16 protein-coding genes are annotated in these 17,456 nt (G+C 73.6%); 4 read left to right on the top strand and 12 right to left on the bottom strand.

What is annotated here, in order from left to right; all coding sequences use genetic code 11:
• Window position 1: 1 nt before the first annotated feature.
• From rimM to rpsP, 3 genes are all read right to left on the bottom strand, one after another.
• Window positions 2-586, bottom strand: a complete 585-nt coding sequence (rimM, locus tag HOQ23_RS02050) for a ribosome maturation factor RimM (protein WP_216653445.1) — start codon at window positions 584-586, stop codon at window positions 2-4.
• Window positions 587-696: 110 nt separating this feature from the next.
• Window positions 697-939 (bottom strand): RNA-binding protein, encoded by a 243-nt coding sequence (locus HOQ23_RS02055; protein WP_172211354.1) that lies wholly within the window; start codon window positions 937-939, stop codon window positions 697-699.
• A gap of 5 nt (window positions 940-944) precedes the next feature.
• Window positions 945-1,478, bottom strand: coding sequence for a 30S ribosomal protein S16 (gene rpsP, locus HOQ23_RS02060; RefSeq protein ID WP_172211356.1), 534 nt, complete (start codon window positions 1,476-1,478; stop codon window positions 945-947).
• 233 nt (window positions 1,479-1,711) lie between these two features.
• Between rpsP and HOQ23_RS02065 the strand changes: the two genes are divergently transcribed.
• A complete protein-coding gene (locus HOQ23_RS02065) occupies window positions 1,712-2,278 on the top strand; it encodes a hypothetical protein (protein WP_172211358.1) in 567 nt (188 codons plus the stop codon).
• A gap of 22 nt (window positions 2,279-2,300) precedes the next feature.
• Here the strand turns inward: HOQ23_RS02065 and HOQ23_RS02070 are convergent, their stop codons facing one another.
• Window positions 2,301-3,380, bottom strand: coding sequence for an amidohydrolase family protein (locus HOQ23_RS02070; protein WP_172211360.1), 1,080 nt, complete (start codon window positions 3,378-3,380; stop codon window positions 2,301-2,303).
• Window positions 3,381-3,452: 72 nt separating this feature from the next.
• Window positions 3,453-5,606, bottom strand: a complete 2,154-nt coding sequence (locus HOQ23_RS02075; protein ID WP_172211362.1) for a glycoside hydrolase family 3 protein — start codon at window positions 5,604-5,606, stop codon at window positions 3,453-3,455.
• A 171-nt stretch (window positions 5,607-5,777) separates the two neighbouring features.
• On the opposite strand from HOQ23_RS02075, the gene HOQ23_RS02080 reads away from it, so the two are divergent.
• Window positions 5,778-6,944 carry an ROK family protein gene (locus HOQ23_RS02080; protein WP_172211364.1) on the top strand — a complete coding sequence of 389 codons (1,167 nt, stop codon included), beginning with the start codon at window positions 5,778-5,780 and terminating at the stop codon, window positions 6,942-6,944.
• Window positions 6,945-7,044: 100 nt separating this feature from the next.
• On the opposite strand, the gene HOQ23_RS02085 is transcribed toward HOQ23_RS02080, so the two are convergent.
• Window positions 7,045-7,410, bottom strand: a complete 366-nt coding sequence (locus tag HOQ23_RS02085) for a hypothetical protein (protein ID WP_172211366.1) — start codon at window positions 7,408-7,410, stop codon at window positions 7,045-7,047.
• 22 nt (window positions 7,411-7,432) lie between these two features.
• Window positions 7,433-9,001 carry a signal recognition particle protein gene (ffh, locus tag HOQ23_RS02090; protein WP_172211368.1) on the bottom strand — a complete coding sequence of 523 codons (1,569 nt, stop codon included), beginning with the start codon at window positions 8,999-9,001 and terminating at the stop codon, window positions 7,433-7,435.
• 179 nt (window positions 9,002-9,180) lie between these two features.
• Here ffh and HOQ23_RS02095 point away from each other — a divergent pair, with 179 nt between their 5' ends.
• A complete protein-coding gene (locus HOQ23_RS02095; RefSeq protein ID WP_172211370.1) occupies window positions 9,181-11,397 on the top strand; it encodes a carbon starvation CstA family protein in 2,217 nt (738 codons plus the stop codon).
• Entirely contained in the window at window positions 11,394-11,597 is a 204-nt protein-coding gene (locus HOQ23_RS02100; RefSeq protein WP_172211372.1) for a YbdD/YjiX family protein, read from the top strand. The genes HOQ23_RS02095 and HOQ23_RS02100 overlap by 4 nt, the downstream gene beginning before the upstream one ends.
• A gap of 7 nt (window positions 11,598-11,604) precedes the next feature.
• Here HOQ23_RS02100 and HOQ23_RS02105 read toward each other — a convergent pair whose 3' ends face one another.
• From HOQ23_RS02105 to HOQ23_RS02125, 5 genes are all read right to left on the bottom strand, one after another.
• A complete protein-coding gene (locus tag HOQ23_RS02105) occupies window positions 11,605-13,836 on the bottom strand; it encodes a [protein-PII] uridylyltransferase (RefSeq protein ID WP_172211374.1) in 2,232 nt (743 codons plus the stop codon).
• A gap of 191 nt (window positions 13,837-14,027) precedes the next feature.
• Window positions 14,028-14,366 carry a P-II family nitrogen regulator gene (locus HOQ23_RS02110; protein ID WP_172211376.1) on the bottom strand — a complete coding sequence of 113 codons (339 nt, stop codon included), beginning with the start codon at window positions 14,364-14,366 and terminating at the stop codon, window positions 14,028-14,030.
• On the bottom strand, window positions 14,363-15,709 hold the full coding sequence (locus HOQ23_RS02115; protein WP_216653446.1) for an ammonium transporter: 1,347 nt from the start codon (window positions 15,707-15,709) through the stop codon (window positions 14,363-14,365). Before HOQ23_RS02115 ends, HOQ23_RS02110 begins: the two co-directional genes overlap by 4 nt.
• 271 nt (window positions 15,710-15,980) lie before the next feature.
• The gene (gene ftsY / locus HOQ23_RS02120; RefSeq protein ID WP_172211377.1) at window positions 15,981-17,159 is read right to left on the bottom strand and encodes a signal recognition particle-docking protein FtsY; all 1,179 of its coding nucleotides are present in this window, start codon (window positions 17,157-17,159) and stop codon (window positions 15,981-15,983) included.
• A gap of 70 nt (window positions 17,160-17,229) precedes the next feature.
• A complete protein-coding gene (locus tag HOQ23_RS02125) occupies window positions 17,230-17,451 on the bottom strand; it encodes a hypothetical protein (protein ID WP_172211378.1) in 222 nt (73 codons plus the stop codon).
• Between the last annotated feature and the right edge of the window lie 5 nt (window positions 17,452-17,456).

Raw genomic sequence — 17,456 nt, forward strand, 5'->3', positions numbered from 1 at the left:
CTCAGCCCCGCCCGTCGCGGGACCCGTCGGGCCGCTCGTCGGGCTCGTCGTCGGGCAGCGGCGTCACGAGCCCGGGCCGGTCGGCGACCACGACGCGGCGTGCGGCGAGGTCGACCTCGGGCACCAGCGCCTTGACGAAGGGCACCAGGGCGTCGCGCCCGTCGGGGGTGCGCACCATCAGCAGGTCCTGGGCGCCGTGGGTCAGGCCGGTCACCTCGCCGAGGTGGGTGCCGTCGAGGTCGCAGACGGCGAGGCCGACGAGCTGGTGGTCGTAGAACTCGTCGGGGTCCTCGGGCGTCGCGTCGAGGGGCACGTCGGCGTGCAGCACCAGGCCGCGGGCGGCCTCGGCGGCGTTGCGGTCGTCGAGCTCGGCGAAGGTCACCAGCAGCACCTGCTGGTGCCAGCGGAACCGCTCGACCCGCATCTGGCGGGCCCGGGTGTCGGAGCCCTTCGGCGGGGCCGCGCGCAGCACGGTCCCGGGGGCGAAGCGGCGCTCCGGCTCGTCGGTGCGGACGTCGACGGTGACCTCACCGCGGATGCCGTGCGGCTTGCCGATGCGGCCGACCACGAGCTCGATAGTCTCCAACGCGTTCTCTCCTCCAGACGTCACGGGGTGGCCGGGGATCGGCCGGAAATGCAGCACGGGTGCCGCGCCTCGCGGCGCGGCACCCGTGTCGGTGCTCCGTCGGCCTCCGCTCAGCGGCGGCGGTCGACGTCGACGAAGTCGATCCGGGCGCCACCCTTGCCGGCGAGCGCCGCGATGACGGTCCGGAACGCCGAGGCGGTGCGCCCGCCCCGGCCGATCACCTTGCCGAGGTCGTCGGGGTGGACCCGGACCTCGAGGATCGATCCGCGACGAAGCTGCTTGTCGCGGACGGAGACGTCGTCAGGGTGCTCGACGACCCCGCGCACGAGGTGCTCGAGAGCGTCGGCGAGCATGGTGCTCAGGCCTCGCCCTTGGTCTCGGCGGTCTCCGCCTCGACGGTGGCGTCCTCAGGGCTCTGACCAGCCTTGACCTCGGCCGCCGGAGCGTCCTCGGTCTTCGCCTCAGCCTTGGGCTCGTCCTTCTTGGGCTCGTCCTTCTTGGGCTCGTCCTTCTTGGCCTTCTTGGTGACGGCCTCGGCCGCCGCGGCGCCGTGCGCCTCCTTGAGGGCCTCGTTGAAGATCTCGAGCTTGTCGCGCTTGGGCTCGGCCACCTTGAGGGTGCCCTCGGTGCCCGGCAGGCCCTTGTGCTTCTGCCAGTCGCCGGTGATCTTGAGGATGGCCTCGACGGCCTCGGTCGGCTGCGCGCCGACACCCAGCCAGTACTGCGCCCGGTCGGAGACGACGTCGATGAACGACGGCTCCTCCTTGGGGTGGTACTTGCCGATCTCCTCGATCACTCGACCGTCGCGCTTCTTGCGGGAGTCGACGACGACGATGCGGTACTGCGGAACCCGGATCTTGCCGAGGCGCTTCAGACGGATCTTGACGGCCACGTTTGTGGTGTCTCCTTGGAATCGTGAATGGGTGACGGCCTCGTCTCCAGGTGGGGACCGGGCCTTGGCCGCCGATGGCACTGCATCGCCCGGGGTGAGAGGGTCCCGGGCGCACAGGACTCAGCAGAACATGATGCCAGACACCACCGCACCACCGAAATCGGACCGGAGGGCGGCCGTGCTCGGCCTCGACATCCGCGGGATCGCGGCGAGAACTCGGCAGGATGTCCGCCATGCTGCCTCCTGCCGGCCCGCCGTACGCCGCCGCCCCCGTGCCCGCGCGCCCGCCCCGCCCCAGCGGCTGGTGGTTCGTGGCCGGCGGCGCGCTCCTGGTCGCGGGGGTGGTCGCCGGCGTGGTGCTGTTCGTGTCCACCCTCAGCGGCTTCCTGTCGACCGACGCCCGGGTCGACGCGACCGGGACCCAGGAGGTCACGGTCCCGACCGACGGCGAGCGGATGCTGTGGGTGCCGGAGGGGACCTCGGTGCGCTGCCAGGTGCTCGACGTGGCGACCGGCGAGCCGGTGCGCACCGGCGCGGTCACCGGGGACCTGCGGCGCTCCGACTCCTCCGGCTCGTGGGTCGGCGTCCTGCGCTTCGACCCCGGCTCGGGGACGGTGTCGATCACCTGCCCGGGCGCGACCGGCACGCTGCTCATCGGCCCGGCCCCGAGCGTGGGCGGCTTCGTCGGCGGGCTGCTGCTCACCGTGCTGGTGCCGCTGCTGCTCGGCGGCGCGGGCCTGGTCGTGCTGGTGCTGACCGGTGTGCTGTGGGCGACCCGTCCCCCGCGGGCGCGCGTCTGAGTCCGCGGGGAGCCCCCGGGGCTCAGGCGGTCTCGACCACCCGGCCCCGCAGCACCACGCACGCGGGCCGGTAGAGCACGGACAGGTCGGCCAGCGGGTCCGCGTCGTACACGACGAAGTCGGCGGGCGCGCCCTCCTCGATCCCGCTGTTCCAGCCCAGCCACTCCCGGGCCCGCCACGACGCCGCGCCCAGGACGTAGTCGGCGGGCAGGCCCATCTCGACCATCGCCAGCACCTCGCCGGGCAGGTGCCCGTGGCGCGCCGGGCCGCCGCCGTCGCTGCCGACGTACATCGCCACGCCGGCCTCGTGGGCGCTCATCAGCACCTCGCGGCGGCGGGCGTGGAGGTCCTCCATCGTCGCGGCGTACGCCGGGAACCTGGCGCGGCCGTCGCGGGCGAAGTCGGGGAACTTCGCGGTCTGCATGACCGTCGGCACCAGCGCCACCCCGCGCGCGGCCATCTGCTCCACCTGGTCGAGCCCGAGGCCGGTGCCGTGCTCGATGCAGTCGATGCCGGCGTCGAGCAGCGCCGGGAGGACCTCGCGGCCGAAGCAGTGGGCGGTGACCTTCGCGCCGTGCGCGTGGGCCTCGGCGATCGCGGCGGCGAAGGCGTCGGCGGGAAAGGACGGCTTGAGGTCGCCGGCCTCGCGGTCGATCCAGTCGCCGACCAGCTTGACCCAGCCGTCCCCGGCCCGTGCCTCGCGGGCCGTGCAGGCGACGAGGTCGTCGGGCTCGACCTCGTGGCCGTAGTCGCGCAGGTAGCGGCGGGTGCGGGCGATGTGGCGCCCGGCGCGCACCAGGCGCGGCAGGTCCTCGCGCTCGTGCACCCAGCGGGTGTCGGCCGGCGAGCCGCAGTCGCGCAGCAGCAGTGCGCCCACGGCCCGGTCGGCGAGCGCCTGGCGCTCGGTCTCCTCGTCGCTGACCGCGCCGGTGTCCTCGAGGCCGAGGTGGTTGTGGGCGTCGACGAGGCCGGGGACGATCCAGCCGCGCGCGGCCGTCTCGGCGCCGGGCTGGCGCTCGAAGGTGATGCGCCCGTCGACGACGTAGACGTCACGCGTGTCGCCGTCGGGCAGGACCGGTCCGCTGAACCTGAGTGCCGTCATGGCCCGGACGTTATCGCGCGCCCGGGCCACGACGGGTGGTGCTCAGCCGTGTTCGGCTCTGTTCAGTGATGCTCAGCGGTGTCCCCCGTGGTGGCCCCCGTGGTGGCCCCCGTGATGTCCACCGTGGTGGCCACCGTGGCGACCGGTGCGCAGCCCCCAGCCGTAGCCGTAGAGCGGGTCCTGGCCGTCACCGGCGTTGATCGGCTCCTGGTCCACGGAGCGCGGCCAGCTGACCGAGAGTCGGCCGGTGAACGGGCGCCGCCCGAACAGCACGTCCGCGACGCCGGCGCCCTCGCTGCCCGGCAGCCAGGAGGCGACCAGGGCGTCGATCTCGCCGAGCAGCTCCGGCTCGATCACCATCGGACGCCCGGAGACGACCACGACCGTGCAGCTGCGCGCCTCGGCGCACACCGTCTCCACGGCCGCCTGGTCGGCGTCGTTGAGCTGCATCGTCTGCGGCGGGCGCAGCACCCCGTTGTCGCCGGGGTCGAAGCCCCACTGCGGGCCGCCGACGTCGCCGAACCCCTCGGCGTACGGCGTCTCCCCGACCACCACGACGCCGTGGGCGCCCCGCGGGACCGGGGTGGACGCGGTCTCGCTGAAGGTGACCGGTCCGCGGGCGGTGTCCCGGATCCCGTCGAGGATCGTCTCGCCGGGGATCACGTTGGTGGACCCGCCCTGCCAGGTCAGCGTCCAGCCGCCGGCCTGGTTGCCGATGTTGTCGGCGTTGCTGCCCGCGACGTAGACCGCGCCGCCCCGGGTGCTGCGGTGGGCGCCGCGGCCGGTGGCCGGCAGCGGGAGGGTGCGGTGGCGGTTGCGGAGCAGGACCTGCGACTTCGCGACCGCCTCGCGGGCCAGGGCCCGGTGCCGCTCGCTGCCGATCTGGTCGAGGTTGCGCCGGTCGGTGAACGGGCGCTCGAAGAGGCCGAGGTCGAACTTCGCGGTCAGGATGCGGCCCACGGCGTCGTCGATGCGCGCGGTCGACACGGTGCCGTCGGCGACCAGGTCGAGCAGGGTGGGGACGAAGTCGCGCCACGCCGTCTCGGTGCCGGTGGCGGGCTCCATGAACATGTCGACCCCGGCGTTGACCGAGGTGGCGACCTGGGTCGGGTAGTCGCCGGGGATCTGGTGGATGCCGCGCCAGTCGGAGATCACGAAGCCGTCGAAGCCGAGGTCGCCCTTGAGCACGCCGGTGAGCAGCTCCTCGTGGGCGTGCATCTTCAGCGGGTTGCCCAGCCCGTCCTCGGTCCAGTCGACGCTGGAGAAGGACGGCATGACCGAGCCGACGTCGTGGCGGCGCACGGCGGGCACGTAGGGCGAGAGCGCCAGCCGGTCGAACTCCTCGCGGGAGACCTCGGCGATGCCCTGGTCGACGGTGTAGTCGCCCTCGCCGGTGCCGAAGGTGGTCAGGCCGTCGCCGGCGAAGTGCTTGGCGGTGGCCAGCACCCGGTCGGGGCGGCGCAGGTCGCGGTGACGCCGGCCCTGGAGCCCGTCGATCGCGGCGCCGCCGAGCACGGCGGCCAGCCTCGGGTCCTCGCCGAACGACTCGTAGGTGCGGCCCCACCGGTCGTCGCGCACGATGCAGAGGCAGGGGGCGAAGTTCCACTGCGGCCCGCTGGCCCGGGTCTCCTCCGCGGTGACGTGGCTGATGCGCTCCACCAGGCGGGGGTCGCGGGTGGCGCCGAGGCCGATGTTGTGCGGGAAGACCGTCGCGCCCAGCAGGTTGCCGTGCCCGTGGACGGCGTCCACGCCGTACAGCAGCGGGATGCCGAGCCGGGTGTCGAGCGCGGCCTGCTGGAACTCGTCGACCATGTCGGCCCAGCCCGCGGGGGTGTTGTCGGCCGGGACCGAGCCGCCGCCGGACAGCACGCTGCCGAGCCCGTAGGTGGTGATCAGGCTCGGGTCCGCAGCCACGTCGGCGCGCTCGGCCTGCGCCATCTGGCCGACCTTCTCCTCGATGGTCATCCGGGAGAGCAGGTCGGCGACCCGCACGCGGGTGGGCAGCGACGGGTTGCGGTACGCCGCGCGCCCGGCGCCCTGGCCGGCGCTCGTCGTACCGGCTCGCTGACCGGTGGCCTCGTCCGCGGACTGCGCGGCCGACGTCGGCGACGTGGCGGCGAGGGTCCCGGTCAGTGCCAGGGACAGGACGGCCGCGGCGAGCGGGCCTCGTCGCCGGCGTCGTGCTGCGGTCCGCGGCGGCGGGACCGGGGTGGTGTGCAGCGTCATGAGGGGCCTCCTTGCCCGATCAAGAACGACGGAGCGCGGGTCTCGCCCCGTCGACGCGCCCTGGCACGTGCCTCACCTTCCGGCCGCCATTCGATCGGGGTCAATGCAGAACCTGCGCTCTCGCCCGACTTGTTAGTTCACGCCGCGCACCAATCGGCCTACCCTGCCGAGATGGCCCGTCCCGCTCCCGGGGACCGCCTGCGGGCGGCCACCCGGCGTGCCGTGCTCGCGCTCCTCGCCGCGGAGGGGCCGCTGAGCCGCGCCGACATCGGCCGGCGCACGGGACTGGCCCGCTCCACGGTGTCGGTGGTCGTCGCCGAGCTGCTGCGCAGCGGGGAGGCAGCGGTGTCGAGCGACCGCGGGGTGCCGCACAAGGGCGGGAGCGGGCGCCCGCCGGTGCTGTTGGAGATCGCGACGCCGCCGGGCACCGTCGCGGGGGTCGACATCGGGCACCGGCACGTGCGCGTGCTGCTCGCCGATCGCGGCGGCTCCCTGCTCGCCGAGGGCCACGCCGAGGTCGACGTCGACCCGAGCGGGTCCGGCTCGCTCGACCTGGCCGCCGCGATGGTGCGCCGGCTGGCCGAGCAGGAGCGCGACGCGGGACCGCTGCTGGCCGCGGGCCTGTGCGTGCCGGCCCCGGTCGACGCCACAACCGGGCGGATCGGCTCCGGGGTCCTGCGCGGCTGGCGCGGGCTGGCACCGGCCGCGGAGCTGCGCGAGCGGCTCGCGGTGCCGGTGCGGGCCGACAACGACGCCAACCTCGGCGCGCTGGCCGAGCTCCACCACGGCGCCGGGCGCGGCACCGGCGACCTCGTCTACGTCACCGTCGCCAGCGGGCTGGGCGCCGGGGTGGTGCTCGGCGGACGCCTGCAGCGCGGGGCCAGCGGCATCGCCGGGGAGATCGGGCACGTCCAGGTCGACGAGGACGGTGCGCTGTGCCGCTGCGGCAACCGCGGCTGCCTGGAGACCCGGGTCTCCGCGCCCCGGCTGCTCGAGCAGCTCCAGCCGGCGTACGACGAGCGGCTGAGCGCCGCGCGGGTGCGCGAGCTCGACGCGCTCGGCGACCCCGGGGTGGCGCGGGTGCTCGCGGACGCCGGGCGGGCCGTGGGGCGGGTGGTCGCGGACCTGTGCAACGTGCTCAACCCGGGCGCCGTCGTGCTCGGCGGGGTGCTGGGGGCGACCGCCTCGACGGTTGCCGGGACCCGCGAGGCCATCGACCGCTTCGCCCAGCCCGGGGCCGCCAGCGCGGTCCGGGTCGTCGCCGGCGAGCTGGGCGACCGTGCCGAGGCCCTCGGCGCCGTCGCCCTCGCCAACGCCCGCCTCGCCCACCACCCCTGATCACCGAGTCGGGGCTTGTGGCGCGCCGAGTCGGGGCTTGTGGCGCGCCGAGTCGGTGACAGTGGGGCCGACTCGCGCAACCACACGAGCCGACTCGGCGTCAGATCTGGTCGAGCAGCCAGGAGGGGCTGAGGACCTGGGCGACGCCGGAGACGTTGGCGCCGAGGGCGCGGTCGGCGGTGACCACGGTGACCCGGCGGCCGCGCTCGGCGGCGCCGCGGGCCTCGGCGAGGATCGTCGCGTCGCCGTCGCGCGGGGCGTGCACGGTGCGCACGTGGGCGTCCCGGCCGGCGCGCACGCCGCCCTTGGCCTGGCCCTCGAGCACCAGCACGACCTCGTCGTACGCCGTGTCGCCGACCAGCAGCCGCTCGTGCAGGCGCCGCGCGGCACCGGCGCGGTCCTTCCACCAGCCGTCCGGGTTGGCGCCGACGACGTTCGCGCCGTCGACGACCAGGACCGTGCTCACCGCAGACCCACCAGGGAACGGCTCACTTGAGGAACTTGGAGAAGTCCTTGGGCAGGTTGAGCGCGGCCGCGGCCTGCTCGTAGTCCAGGTCCTCACCGGCGGGCTTGCCGAACGGGTTCGCCCCGGCGGCGGGGCGCTCGGCCTGGGCGGCCTTCTCCTGCGCCGCCTTGGCGGGGTTGCCCGAGACGCGCTTCTTGCCCTTCTTCGCCTGCTTGGCCTGCTTGCCCTTCTTGCCCGGGCCGGGCATGCCCGGGATCCCCGGCATGCCGGGCATCCCCGGGATGCCGCCGCCGCGCGCCATCTGCATCATCATCTTGCGCGCCTCGAAGAAGCGGTCGACGAGGTTGTTGACGTCGGAGACCTGGCGCCCGGAGCCCTTCGCGATGCGCGCGCGGCGCGAGCCGTCGATCATCTTCGGGTTGGCCCGCTCGGCGGGGGTCATCGACTGGATGATCGCCTGGATCCGGTCGATCTCGCGCTCGTCGAAGTTCTCGAGCTGGTCGCGGAACTGCCCCATCCCCGGGAGCATCCCCATGATCTTCGACATCGAGCCGAGCTTGCGCACCTGCTGCATCTGCTGCAGGAAGTCGTCGAGGGTGAAGTCGCCCTTGCCCGAGAGCTTCTCGGCCGCCTTCATCGCCTGCTCGGCGTCGAAGGTCTTCTCGGCCTGCTCGATCAGGGTCATGACGTCGCCCATGTCGAGGATGCGCGAGGCCATGCGGTCGGGGTGGAAGAGGTCGAAGTCGGTCATCTTCTCGCCGTTGGAGGCGAACATGACCGGCTTGCCGGTGATCGAGCGGATCGAGAGCGCCGCACCACCGCGGGCGTCACCGTCGAGCTTGGTGAGCACGACGCCGTCGTAGCCGACGCCGTCGAGGAAGGCCTGCGCCGTGGTGACGGCGTCCTGGCCGATCATCGCGTCGACGACGAAGAGGACCTCGTCGGGCTGGACCGCGTCGCGGATGTCGGCGGCCTGCTGCATCAGCTCGGCGTCGACGCCGAGGCGGCCGGCGGTGTCGATGATGAGTACGTCGTGCAGCTTGCGCTTGGCCTCGTCGAGGGCCTCGCGGGCGACGGCGACCGGGTCGCCGACGCCGTTGCCCGGCTGCGGGGCGAAGACCGGCACGCCCACGCGCTCGCCGTTGACCTGGAGCTGGTTGACCGCGTTGGGCCGCTGGAGGTCGCAGGCGGCCAGCATCGGCGTGCGGCCCTGCTCCTTGAGCCACAGCGCGAGCTTGGCGGCCAGCGTCGTCTTGCCGGCACCCTGGAGGCCGGCGAGCATGATGACGGTCGGGCCGGTCTTGGCGAAGCGCAGGCGTCGGGTCTCGCCGCCGAGGATCTCGACGAGCTCCTCGTTGACGATCTTGACGATCTGCTGGGCGGGGTTCAGCGCCTGGCTGACCTCCTCGCCGCGGGCCCGGTCCTTGATCGCGCCGACGAACTCCTTGACGACCGGGAGGGCGACGTCGGCCTCCAGCAGCGCGATGCGGATCTCGCGCGCGGTGGCGTCGATGTCGGCCTCGGAGAGCCGGCCCTTCCCCCGGAGGTTCTTGAAGGTGTCGGCGAGGCGGTCGGAAAGAGTGGCGAACACGAAAGGGAGTCCTCGGTCCTGTGGGTGGGTGATCGGGGGAAATCCTAACGGGCCCACGCCGATCCGCCGCCCCGGCGCGACCGGCGGACCCCTCGAACGGCGGTGGGTACTGGCCGCGGCAGGGTGACGCACCCCACACTGTGGGCCCCACGTCGCCGAGCTCGGCCCTTGGAGGACCCATGGAGACCACCGCCCCCACCCCGCACGCCGACCGGCCGCGCACCCCCGCGCCCCGGGGCCGGCCCAGCCCGCTCTCCATCGTGCTGTGGGTCCTGGTCGCCGTCTTCGGCGCCGCCTGCTGGACGGTGCTCGCGCTGTCGCGCGGCGAGGAGGTGTCGGCGCTGTGGATCCTGTTCGCCGCGCTCGCGTCGTACGCCATCGCCTACCGCTTCTACTCCCGCTTCATCGCGAACCGCGTGCTGGAGGTCGACGACACCCGGGCCACGCCGGCCGAGCGCCTCGAGGACGGCGTCGACTTCGAGGTCACCGACCGCCGGGTCCTCTTCGGCCACCACTTCGCCGCGATCGCCGGCGCGGGGCCACTCGTCGGCCCGGTGCTGGCCGCCCAGATGGGCTACCTGCCGGGCACCATCTGGATCGTCGTCGGCGTGATCCTGGCGGGCGCCGTGCAGGACATGATCGTCTTGTTCTTCTCCATGCGCCGCGACGGCAAGAGCCTGGGCCAGATGGTGCGCGAGGAGATCGGGGTCGTCGGCGGCACCGCCGCCCTGATCGCGGTCTTCGCCATCATGATCATCATCCTGGCGGTCCTCGCGCTGGTCGTGGTCAACGCGCTCGCCGAGTCGCCGTGGGGCGTCTTCTCCATCGGCCTGACCATCCCCATCGCCCTGTTCATGGGCGTCTACCTGCGCTTCCTGCGCCCCGGGCGGGTGCTCGAGGTGACCGCGATCGGCGTGGTCCTGCTGCTGGTCGCGATCATCGGCGGCGGCTACGTCGACGGCACCGCCCTCGGCGACGCGCTCACCCTCTCCCCCGAGACCCTGACGCTGTGCCTGGTCGTCTACGGCTTCATCGCCTCGGTGCTGCCGGTGTGGACGCTGCTGACCCCGCGCGACTACCTCTCGACGTTCATGAAGGTCGGCGTGATCGCGCTGCTCGCCGTCGGCTTCGTCCTGGCCCGCCCGGTCCTCCAGGCCGACGCCGTGACCAGCTTCGCCCGCGACGGCGACGGCCCGGTCTTCGCCGGTGAGCTGTTCCCGTTCGTGTTCATCACCATCGCCTGCGGTGCGCTCTCGGGCTTCCACGCGCTGATCGCCTCCGGCACCACGCCGAAGATGATCGCCAAGGAGAGCCAGGTCCGGATGATCGGCTACGGCGGGATGCTGATGGAGTCCTTCGTGGCCATCAGCGCGCTGATCGCCGCCGTCGTCATCGACCAGGGCATGTACTACGCGATGAACAGCCCCGCCGGCGCCACCGGCGGCGACTTCGCCTCGGCCGCGGAGTACGTCACCGGCCTCGGCTTCACCATCACGCCCGACGAGCTCCAGGCCGCCGCGGCCGCGGTGGAGGAACAGACGCTGGTCTCGCGCACCGGCGGGGCCCCGACGCTGGCGTTCGGCATCTCGCAGATCTTCGAGGACGCCTTCGGCGGCGGGCTGGCGGCGTTCTGGTACCACTTCGCGATCATGTTCGAGGCGCTGTTCATCCTCACCGCCGTCGACGCCGGCACCAGGGTCGGCCGGTTCATGCTCCAGGACACGATCGGCAACGTGTGGAAGCGCTTCGGCGACACCTCCTGGAAGCCCGCCGCCTGGGGCGCCAGTGCCGTGGTCGTCGCCGCGTGGGGCTCGATGCTCTACATCGGCGTGACCGACCCGCTCGGCGGCATCAACCAGCTCTTCCCGCTGTTCGGCATCGCCAACCAGCTGCTGGCCGCGATCGCGCTCACCCTCTGCGTGACCCTGCTCGTCAAGCACGGCAAGCTGCGCTGGGCCTGGGTGCCCGGCCTCCCGCTGGCCTGGGACCTGGTGGTGACCATGACCGCGAGCTGGCAGAAGGTCTTCTCCGACAACCCCGCGATCGGCTACTTCGCCCAGGCCGACCGCTACCGCGAGGCCCGCGACGCCGGGGAGGTGCTCGCCCCGGCCGCCGACGCGGCGCAGATGGACCAGGTGGTGTTCAACTCCACCCTCAACGGCGTGCTCCAGGCGACCTTCGCGGTGCTGGTGATCGTGGTGGTCGCCAACGCCGCCCTGGTCTGCGTGCGGGCCGCGCGGGCCGGCGGCCTGCCGACCACCGAGGTGCCCTACACGCCGTCGCACCTCGTCGCCCCCAGCGACTTCTTCGCCACCCCCGAGGAGAAGGCGGCGGTGCGCGAGTGGGAGGAGTCCCGGCGCCAGGACTCCCGGCACCTGAGCGGTGACCCGCGATGACCGTGCAGCAGGCCCCCGGCCCGCTGCGCCGGGCCCTGGCGGGGGTGCGCTGGTACCTGCGCGAGTTCACCGGCGAGGCCCGGTGGGACGACTACCTCGCGCACTGCGCCGCCGAGGGCCGCACCCCGATGTCGCGCCGCGACTTCGAGCGGCACCGGGCCGACCGGCGCGAGCACCACCAGTCGGCCCGCTGCTGCTGAGCCGGCGTCAGGCCGGCGGCAGCGGGTCCCCGCCGAGCGCGGACCGTACGGCGTGCGCCGCGTCGGCTGCCCGCGAGTCCGACAGCGCCCCGGCGCCGGCCTCCTGCAGGTAGAACACGTCGACGGCCTGCGGGCCGAGGGTGTCCACGTGCGCCGAGCGCACCGCGACGTCGAGGCGCGCCAGCGCGGCACACACCAGGTAGACCACGCCCGGCCGATCGTCGGCGCGCACCTCCAGCACCGTGGACTGCGTCGAGGCCTCGGGGCGTACGGCGACGTTCGGCGCCAGCGCCTGCCGCGCGGCGGGCCGGGAGAGCCGGGGCTGCGGGTCCAGGCGGCCCTCGAGGATCGCCTCGTAGCGCTCGCGCAGCAGCGCGGGGTCGAGGCCCTCCCCGGCGAGCTGCCACACGCTCACGCCGTAGTGGTCCTGGGCCCACGCGCGCGCCGCGCGCACCGGGAGCCGCTGGAGGGCGAAGGTGGCGGCCACGTCGGCCAGCAGGCCGACCCGGTCCGGCGCGATCGCGGTGACCCGCGAGCCGTCGCCCACCGCCTCGACCTCGAGCACCAGGCGCCCGCGGGTGGCCTCGCGCGGCACCGCGACCTGCTCCTCGACCACCCGTGCCGGGGCGGCGTCGCCGCGCAGCGCGGCCCGCACCCGCCGGGTCAGGTCGCGCACGAGCCCGGCCCGCCAGGTGGTCCATGCCTGGGGCGCGGTGGCGCGGGCGTCGGCCTGGGTGAGCGCGGCCAGCAGGTCGAGCGCCTCGGCGTCGCCCAGCCGCTCGGCGACCAGCGCCACCGTGGCCGGGTCGTCGGGGTCGCGGGTGGTGGCGGTCTCGGAGAGCAGCAGGTGCCAGCGCACCAGCCGGGCGACGAGGTCGATGGCCTCGTCCTCGAAGCCCATCCGCGCGGCGATGGTGCGCGCGATCGGCTCTCCCGCGACGCTGTGCTCGGTGAGGCGGCCCTTGCCGATGTCGTGCAGCAGCGCGGCGACCATCAGCACGTCGGGGCGGCTGACCTCGCGGATCAGCGTGGAGGCCTCGATGCAGGTCTCGACCACGTGCCGGTCGACGGTGAAGCGGTGGATCACCGAGGCGTGCGGCAGCATCCGGATCGCCTCCCACTCCGGGAGCAGCGAGTCCAGCGCGCCGGTCTCCTCGAGGGTCTCCCACACCGCGAGCAGCCCGGGGCCGGAGGCCAGCAGCCGCACCATCAGGTGCCGCGCCTCGTCGGGCCACGGGTCCGGCAGCGGCGGGCACTCCCGCGCCAGTCGGGCGGCCGTCAGCGGAGAGAGCACCAGGTCGCGCTCGGCGGCGACGGTCGCGGCCCGCAGCAGCAGGAGCGGGTCGCGGTCCGGACGCGCCCCCTTGGCCAGCACGACCTCCGCCCGCGACACCGCCACCCCCGGCGCCACCGGCACCAGGGCAGGACGTCGTACGCCGACCACCGCGGGCTGCGCGAACCGCGCGTCGACACGGCGCCACGACAGCCGGGACAGGTGGGTGATGCGGCGGCCGAGCTCGCGCACGTGAACCTGCGCGGCCCGGGCGTCGCCGAGCCCCAGCCCCTCGGCCATGTCGGTCCACATCTCCGGGGCGATCCGGTCGGATGCCCGGCCAGCGAGGGTCTGCACCAGGTCGCGGACGTCGAGCAGCGCGCGGCGGCTCTGCTCGAGCTCCACGTGCGGGACGTCGACCAGCCAGGTCGCCGACAGCGCCTTGAGCACGCCGGCGTCGCGCAGTCCGCCGCCGGCCTCCTTGACCTCGGGCACCGACAGGTGGGCGAGCTCGCCCACGCGGCGCTGCCGGTCGCGCACGAGGCGCTGGAGCTCGGGCAGGCGGCGCAGCGCCCCGCGCCGCCACTGGGCCAGCACGTGGGTGCGCAGGCGCAGCGTGAGGTTCGGGTCCCCGGCCAGGTGGCGCACGTCGAGCAGCCCGAGCGCGACCCGCAGGTCGTCCTCCGCGGCGCGCTGCACCTCCGGCAGGGTGCGCACCGCGTGGTCGACGCGGGCGCCGGAGTCCCACAGCGGGTACCAGACCCGCTCGGCCAGCTCCCCGGGCTCGAGGCCCTCGTCGCAGACCAGCACCACGTCGAGGTCGGAGTGCGGGGCCAGCTCGCCGCGGCCGTAGCCCCCGACCGCGACCAGCGCGATGCCGGTGTCCGGGCCTCCGCAGTCGGCGTACGCCGTGGCGCACAGGGTGTCGGCCTCGGCCGTACGACGGGCACGCTCGGCAGCGGTCACGCGGGCTGTCCTGGGGTTCCGGTGGTCGTCGAGGGGTCCATCGCGGGGGTCTCCTGAGGGTGCGCTCGGGGGCAGGAGGGCGTCGCGGTCGCCCCGGGCGGGGGCGCGCAGCGGGTGTTCGATCATGCCGTAGGACGCACCACGGCCCGACCCCGGGCGGGGTCGGGCCGTGGTGGCTCAGCGGTGTCGGGTCACAGGGCGGCCTGGTCGCGGTCGCCGGTCCGCACGCGGACCACCGTCTCGACGGGGCTGACCCAGACCTTGCCGTCACCGATCCGCCCGGTCTGGGCGGTCTTGACGATGATCCCGACGACGTCGTCGGTGTCCTCGTCCTCGGTCACGATCTCGATGCGGATCTTGGGCACCAGGGCGATGTCGTACTCCGCGCCCCGGTAGACCTCGGTGTGGCCCTTCTGGCGGCCGTAGCCGCTGACCTCGCTGACGGTCATGCCCGTCACGCCGAAGGTCTCGAGGGCCTCGCGGACGTCCTCCCACTTGTGCGGCTTGATGACCGCGGTCACGAGCTTCATGCGTTGGCTCCTTCACTGGCCGAGGTGGACGCCGGGGCGGAGCCGCCGGCGAGGACCGACGAGCGGCGGGTCGCACCGCTGCCGGAGAAGTCGTACGCGGCCTCGCCGTGGTCGGCGAAGTCGATGCCCCCGGCCTCGTCCTCCTCGGGGAGGCGCAGCCCGATGATCGCCTTGACGATCAGCGCGACGATCACGGTGGCCACGGCGGACCAGAGGATCGCGAACAGGGCGACGACGAACTGGACCACGAGGAGCTTCAGGCCGTCGCCGTAGAACAGGCCGCCGGCGGTGGCGACGAAGCCGATGCCCACGGTGCCCACGATGCCACCGACGAGGTGGACGCCGACGACGTCGAGGGAGTCGTCGTAGCCGAGCTTGTACTTCAGGCCGACGGCCAGGGCGCAGAGGGCACCGGCGACGGCGCCCAGGATGATCGCGCCGATCGGCGACACCGCGCCACAGGCCGGGGTGATCGCGACCAGACCGGCGACGACGCCCGAGGCGGCACCCAGCGAGGTGGCCTTGCCGTCGCGGATCTTCTCGATGACCAGCCAGCCCAGGATCGCGGCGGCCGCGGCGACGGTGGTGTTCAGCCAGACCAGGCTGGTCTCGCTGAGGAACTGGGCGGCGTCGCCCTCGGCGCTGTCACCGGCGAACACGATCGAGCCGACGTTGAAGCCGAACCAGCCGAACCAGAGCAGACCCGCACCGAGCATGGTGAGCGGCAGGTTGTGCGGCTTCATCGGCTCCTTGCCGAAGCCGAGGCGCTTGCCGAGCATGATGGCCAGGATCAGGCCGGCGACACCGGCGTTGATGTGGACGACCGTGCCGCCGGCGTAGTCGATCGGGGCCACCTCGGCACCGTCGGGACCGGAGAAGATCAGGTCCGCGAGACCACCGGAGGCGTGGCTCAGGAAGCCGCCACCCCAGACCATGTGGGCGAGGGGGAAGTACGACAGCGTCACCCACAGCGGGAGGAACAGCAGCCAGGCCGAGAACTTCAGGCGGTCGGCCACCGCACCGCTGATGAGCGCGGCGGTGAGGACCGCGAAGGTCAGCTGGAAGCCGACGAAGATGTAGTCCTGCCCGGCGACGCCGTCGAGGCCGAAGAGGTCGAAGGGGTTCGCGAACAGCATCGCGACGTCGCCGTCGCTGTAGGACATGCTCCAGCCCCACAGGACGTAGATGACGCCGACGACTCCCATCGAGGAGAACGACATCATCATCATGTTGAGCACGGACTTGGACCGGCTCATGCCTCCGTAGAACATCGCGAGGGCGGGCGTCATCATCAGGACGAGTGACGCCGCGATCAGCATCAAGGCGTGGTAGCCGTAGTCCATCGAACCTCCAGGGTTAGCGATCTGTGGACGACGGGAGGCCGCTGACGGCGTTGTCGTGTCGGGCCGGCTCCGTGTCCGTTCTCGTAGACCTTCGGTCCCGGAGGTTTCGTCGCGGACCGCCGTTTGTTGCCGGCAGGAAACGAGTCCGACCTGTTTGTTACATCTGCATGTCGGCTGCCCGGGGCACGTTTGCCGGTCTGGACGTCCGGGAACGCCGCGACCCCGGCCGCGACGGACGCGACCGGGGTCGAGGGACGTGCAGGGGTGCTCCTCAGCCGAGGAGGGCGTCCACGAACGCGCCGGGGTCGAAGGGTGCGAGGTCGTCGGCCCCCTCGCCCAGGCCGACCAGCTTGACCGGTACGCCGAGCTCGCGCTGGACGGCCACGACGATGCCGCCCTTGGCCGAGCCGTCGAGCTTGGTGAGCACGATGCCGGTGACGTCGACGACCTCGCTGAACACGCGGGCCTGGATCATGCCGTTCTGGCCGGTGGTGGCGTCGAGGACGAGCAGCACCTCGGTGACCGGGGCCTGCTTCTCGATGACGCGCTTGACCTTGCCGAGCTCGTCCATCAGCCCGGCCTTGTTCTGCAGGCGGCCGGCGGTGTCGACGATGACGGTGTCGACCTCGCGGTCCACTCCCTCCTTGACGGCGTCGAAGGCGACGCTGGCGGGGTCGGTGCCCTCGGGCCCGCGGACCACCTCGACGCCGACCCGCTCGCCCCAGGTGGCCAGCTGCTCGACGGCGGCGGCGCGGAAGGTGTCGGCCGCGCCGAGCACCACGCTGCGCTCCTCGGCGACCAGGATGCGCGAGATCTTGCCGACCGTGGTGGTCTTGCCGGCGCCGTTGACGCCGACGACCAGGACCACGCCGGGCTTGCCGTCCTCGCCGCTGACCCGCAGGCGGCGGTCCATGTCGGGGCCGACCAGCGTGAGCAGCTCCTCGCGCAGGATCGTGCGGGTCTCCGCGGCCGAGGTGCCCTCGACGCGCATCCGGGTGCGCAGGCGCTCCACGAGCTCCTGGGTGGGCACCACGCCCACGTCGGCGGTGAGCAGGGTGTCCTCGATGGACTCCCAGGTGTCCTCGTCGATGCGGTCGCGGCTCAGCAGCGCGAGCAGGCCGCGGCCAAGGCCTCCCTGCGAGCCGGCCAGGCGCTGGCGCAGGCGCACCAGGCGCGACGCGGTGCCCTCGGGGCGCTCCAGGGTCGGGGCGGCCGGCTCCTCGACGACGACCGGCTCCGCCTCGGTCTCGGGCTCGATGGTCGCCGGCGGCGAGCTGAGCTCGACCGGCGGGGCGTCGGGATCGGTGGGAGGCGTCGCGATGACGTCGGTGTGGGTGCGCGGGAGCGGCCGGGGCTTGCGCCGACCGCTGACCAGCAGCCCGGCGACGGTGGCGACCAGCGCGAGGCCGACGACGGCGACGAGCAGGATCACGAGGGCGAGAGAGTCCATGGGCCCAATCCAACCAGAGGGCTCACCCGGCCCGACGCGCGTACGCCGTGCCGGGTCGGCGACGGGCCGGTCAGGCGGCGCGGTCCCCGCTCAGCGAGGCCGCGAGGTGAACGTCGTGGTCCCGGTCACCGTCGCGCTCGACCACGGAGACCCGCGACCTCGCCCGGCGCGCCGCCCGGCCCAGCCACGGCGCCAGCGGGATCTCGCGCCCCCGGTGCGGGTAGGCGACGTACACCACGACGGTGGCGGCCACCGCGACGATGGCGACCATGGACAGCACGACGTAGGTCATGGGTG

Origin of the sequence: Nocardioides sp. zg-DK7169, assembly GCF_013155365.1 — a bacterium.
Lineage (GTDB): Bacteria > Actinomycetota > Actinomycetes > Propionibacteriales > Nocardioidaceae > Nocardioides.

Excerpts from the sequence above, each read along its gene's own strand:
- HOQ23_RS02055 (WP_172211354.1), bottom strand. The coding sequence starts at position 939 with ATGCTCGCCGACGCTCTCGAGCACCTCGTGCGCGGGGTCGTCGAGCAC.
- HOQ23_RS02065 (WP_172211358.1), top strand. The coding sequence starts at position 1,712 with ATGCTGCCTCCTGCCGGCCCGCCGTACGCCGCCGCCCCCGTGCCCGCG.
- HOQ23_RS02070 (WP_172211360.1), bottom strand. The coding sequence starts at position 3,380 with ATGACGGCACTCAGGTTCAGCGGACCGGTCCTGCCCGACGGCGACACG.
- HOQ23_RS02075 (WP_172211362.1), bottom strand. The coding sequence starts at position 5,606 with ATGACGCTGCACACCACCCCGGTCCCGCCGCCGCGGACCGCAGCACGA.
- HOQ23_RS02080 (WP_172211364.1), top strand. The coding sequence starts at position 5,778 with ATGGCCCGTCCCGCTCCCGGGGACCGCCTGCGGGCGGCCACCCGGCGT.
- HOQ23_RS02095 (WP_172211370.1), top strand. The coding sequence starts at position 9,181 with ATGGAGACCACCGCCCCCACCCCGCACGCCGACCGGCCGCGCACCCCC.
- HOQ23_RS02100 (WP_172211372.1), top strand. The coding sequence starts at position 11,394 with ATGACCGTGCAGCAGGCCCCCGGCCCGCTGCGCCGGGCCCTGGCGGGG.
- HOQ23_RS02110 (WP_172211376.1), bottom strand. The coding sequence starts at position 14,366 with ATGAAGCTCGTGACCGCGGTCATCAAGCCGCACAAGTGGGAGGACGTC.
- HOQ23_RS02115 (WP_216653446.1), bottom strand. The coding sequence starts at position 15,709 with ATGGACTACGGCTACCACGCCTTGATGCTGATCGCGGCGTCACTCGTC.
- ftsY (WP_172211377.1), bottom strand. The coding sequence starts at position 17,159 with ATGGACTCTCTCGCCCTCGTGATCCTGCTCGTCGCCGTCGTCGGCCTC.
- HOQ23_RS02125 (WP_172211378.1), bottom strand. The coding sequence starts at position 17,451 with ATGACCTACGTCGTGCTGTCCATGGTCGCCATCGTCGCGGTGGCCGCC.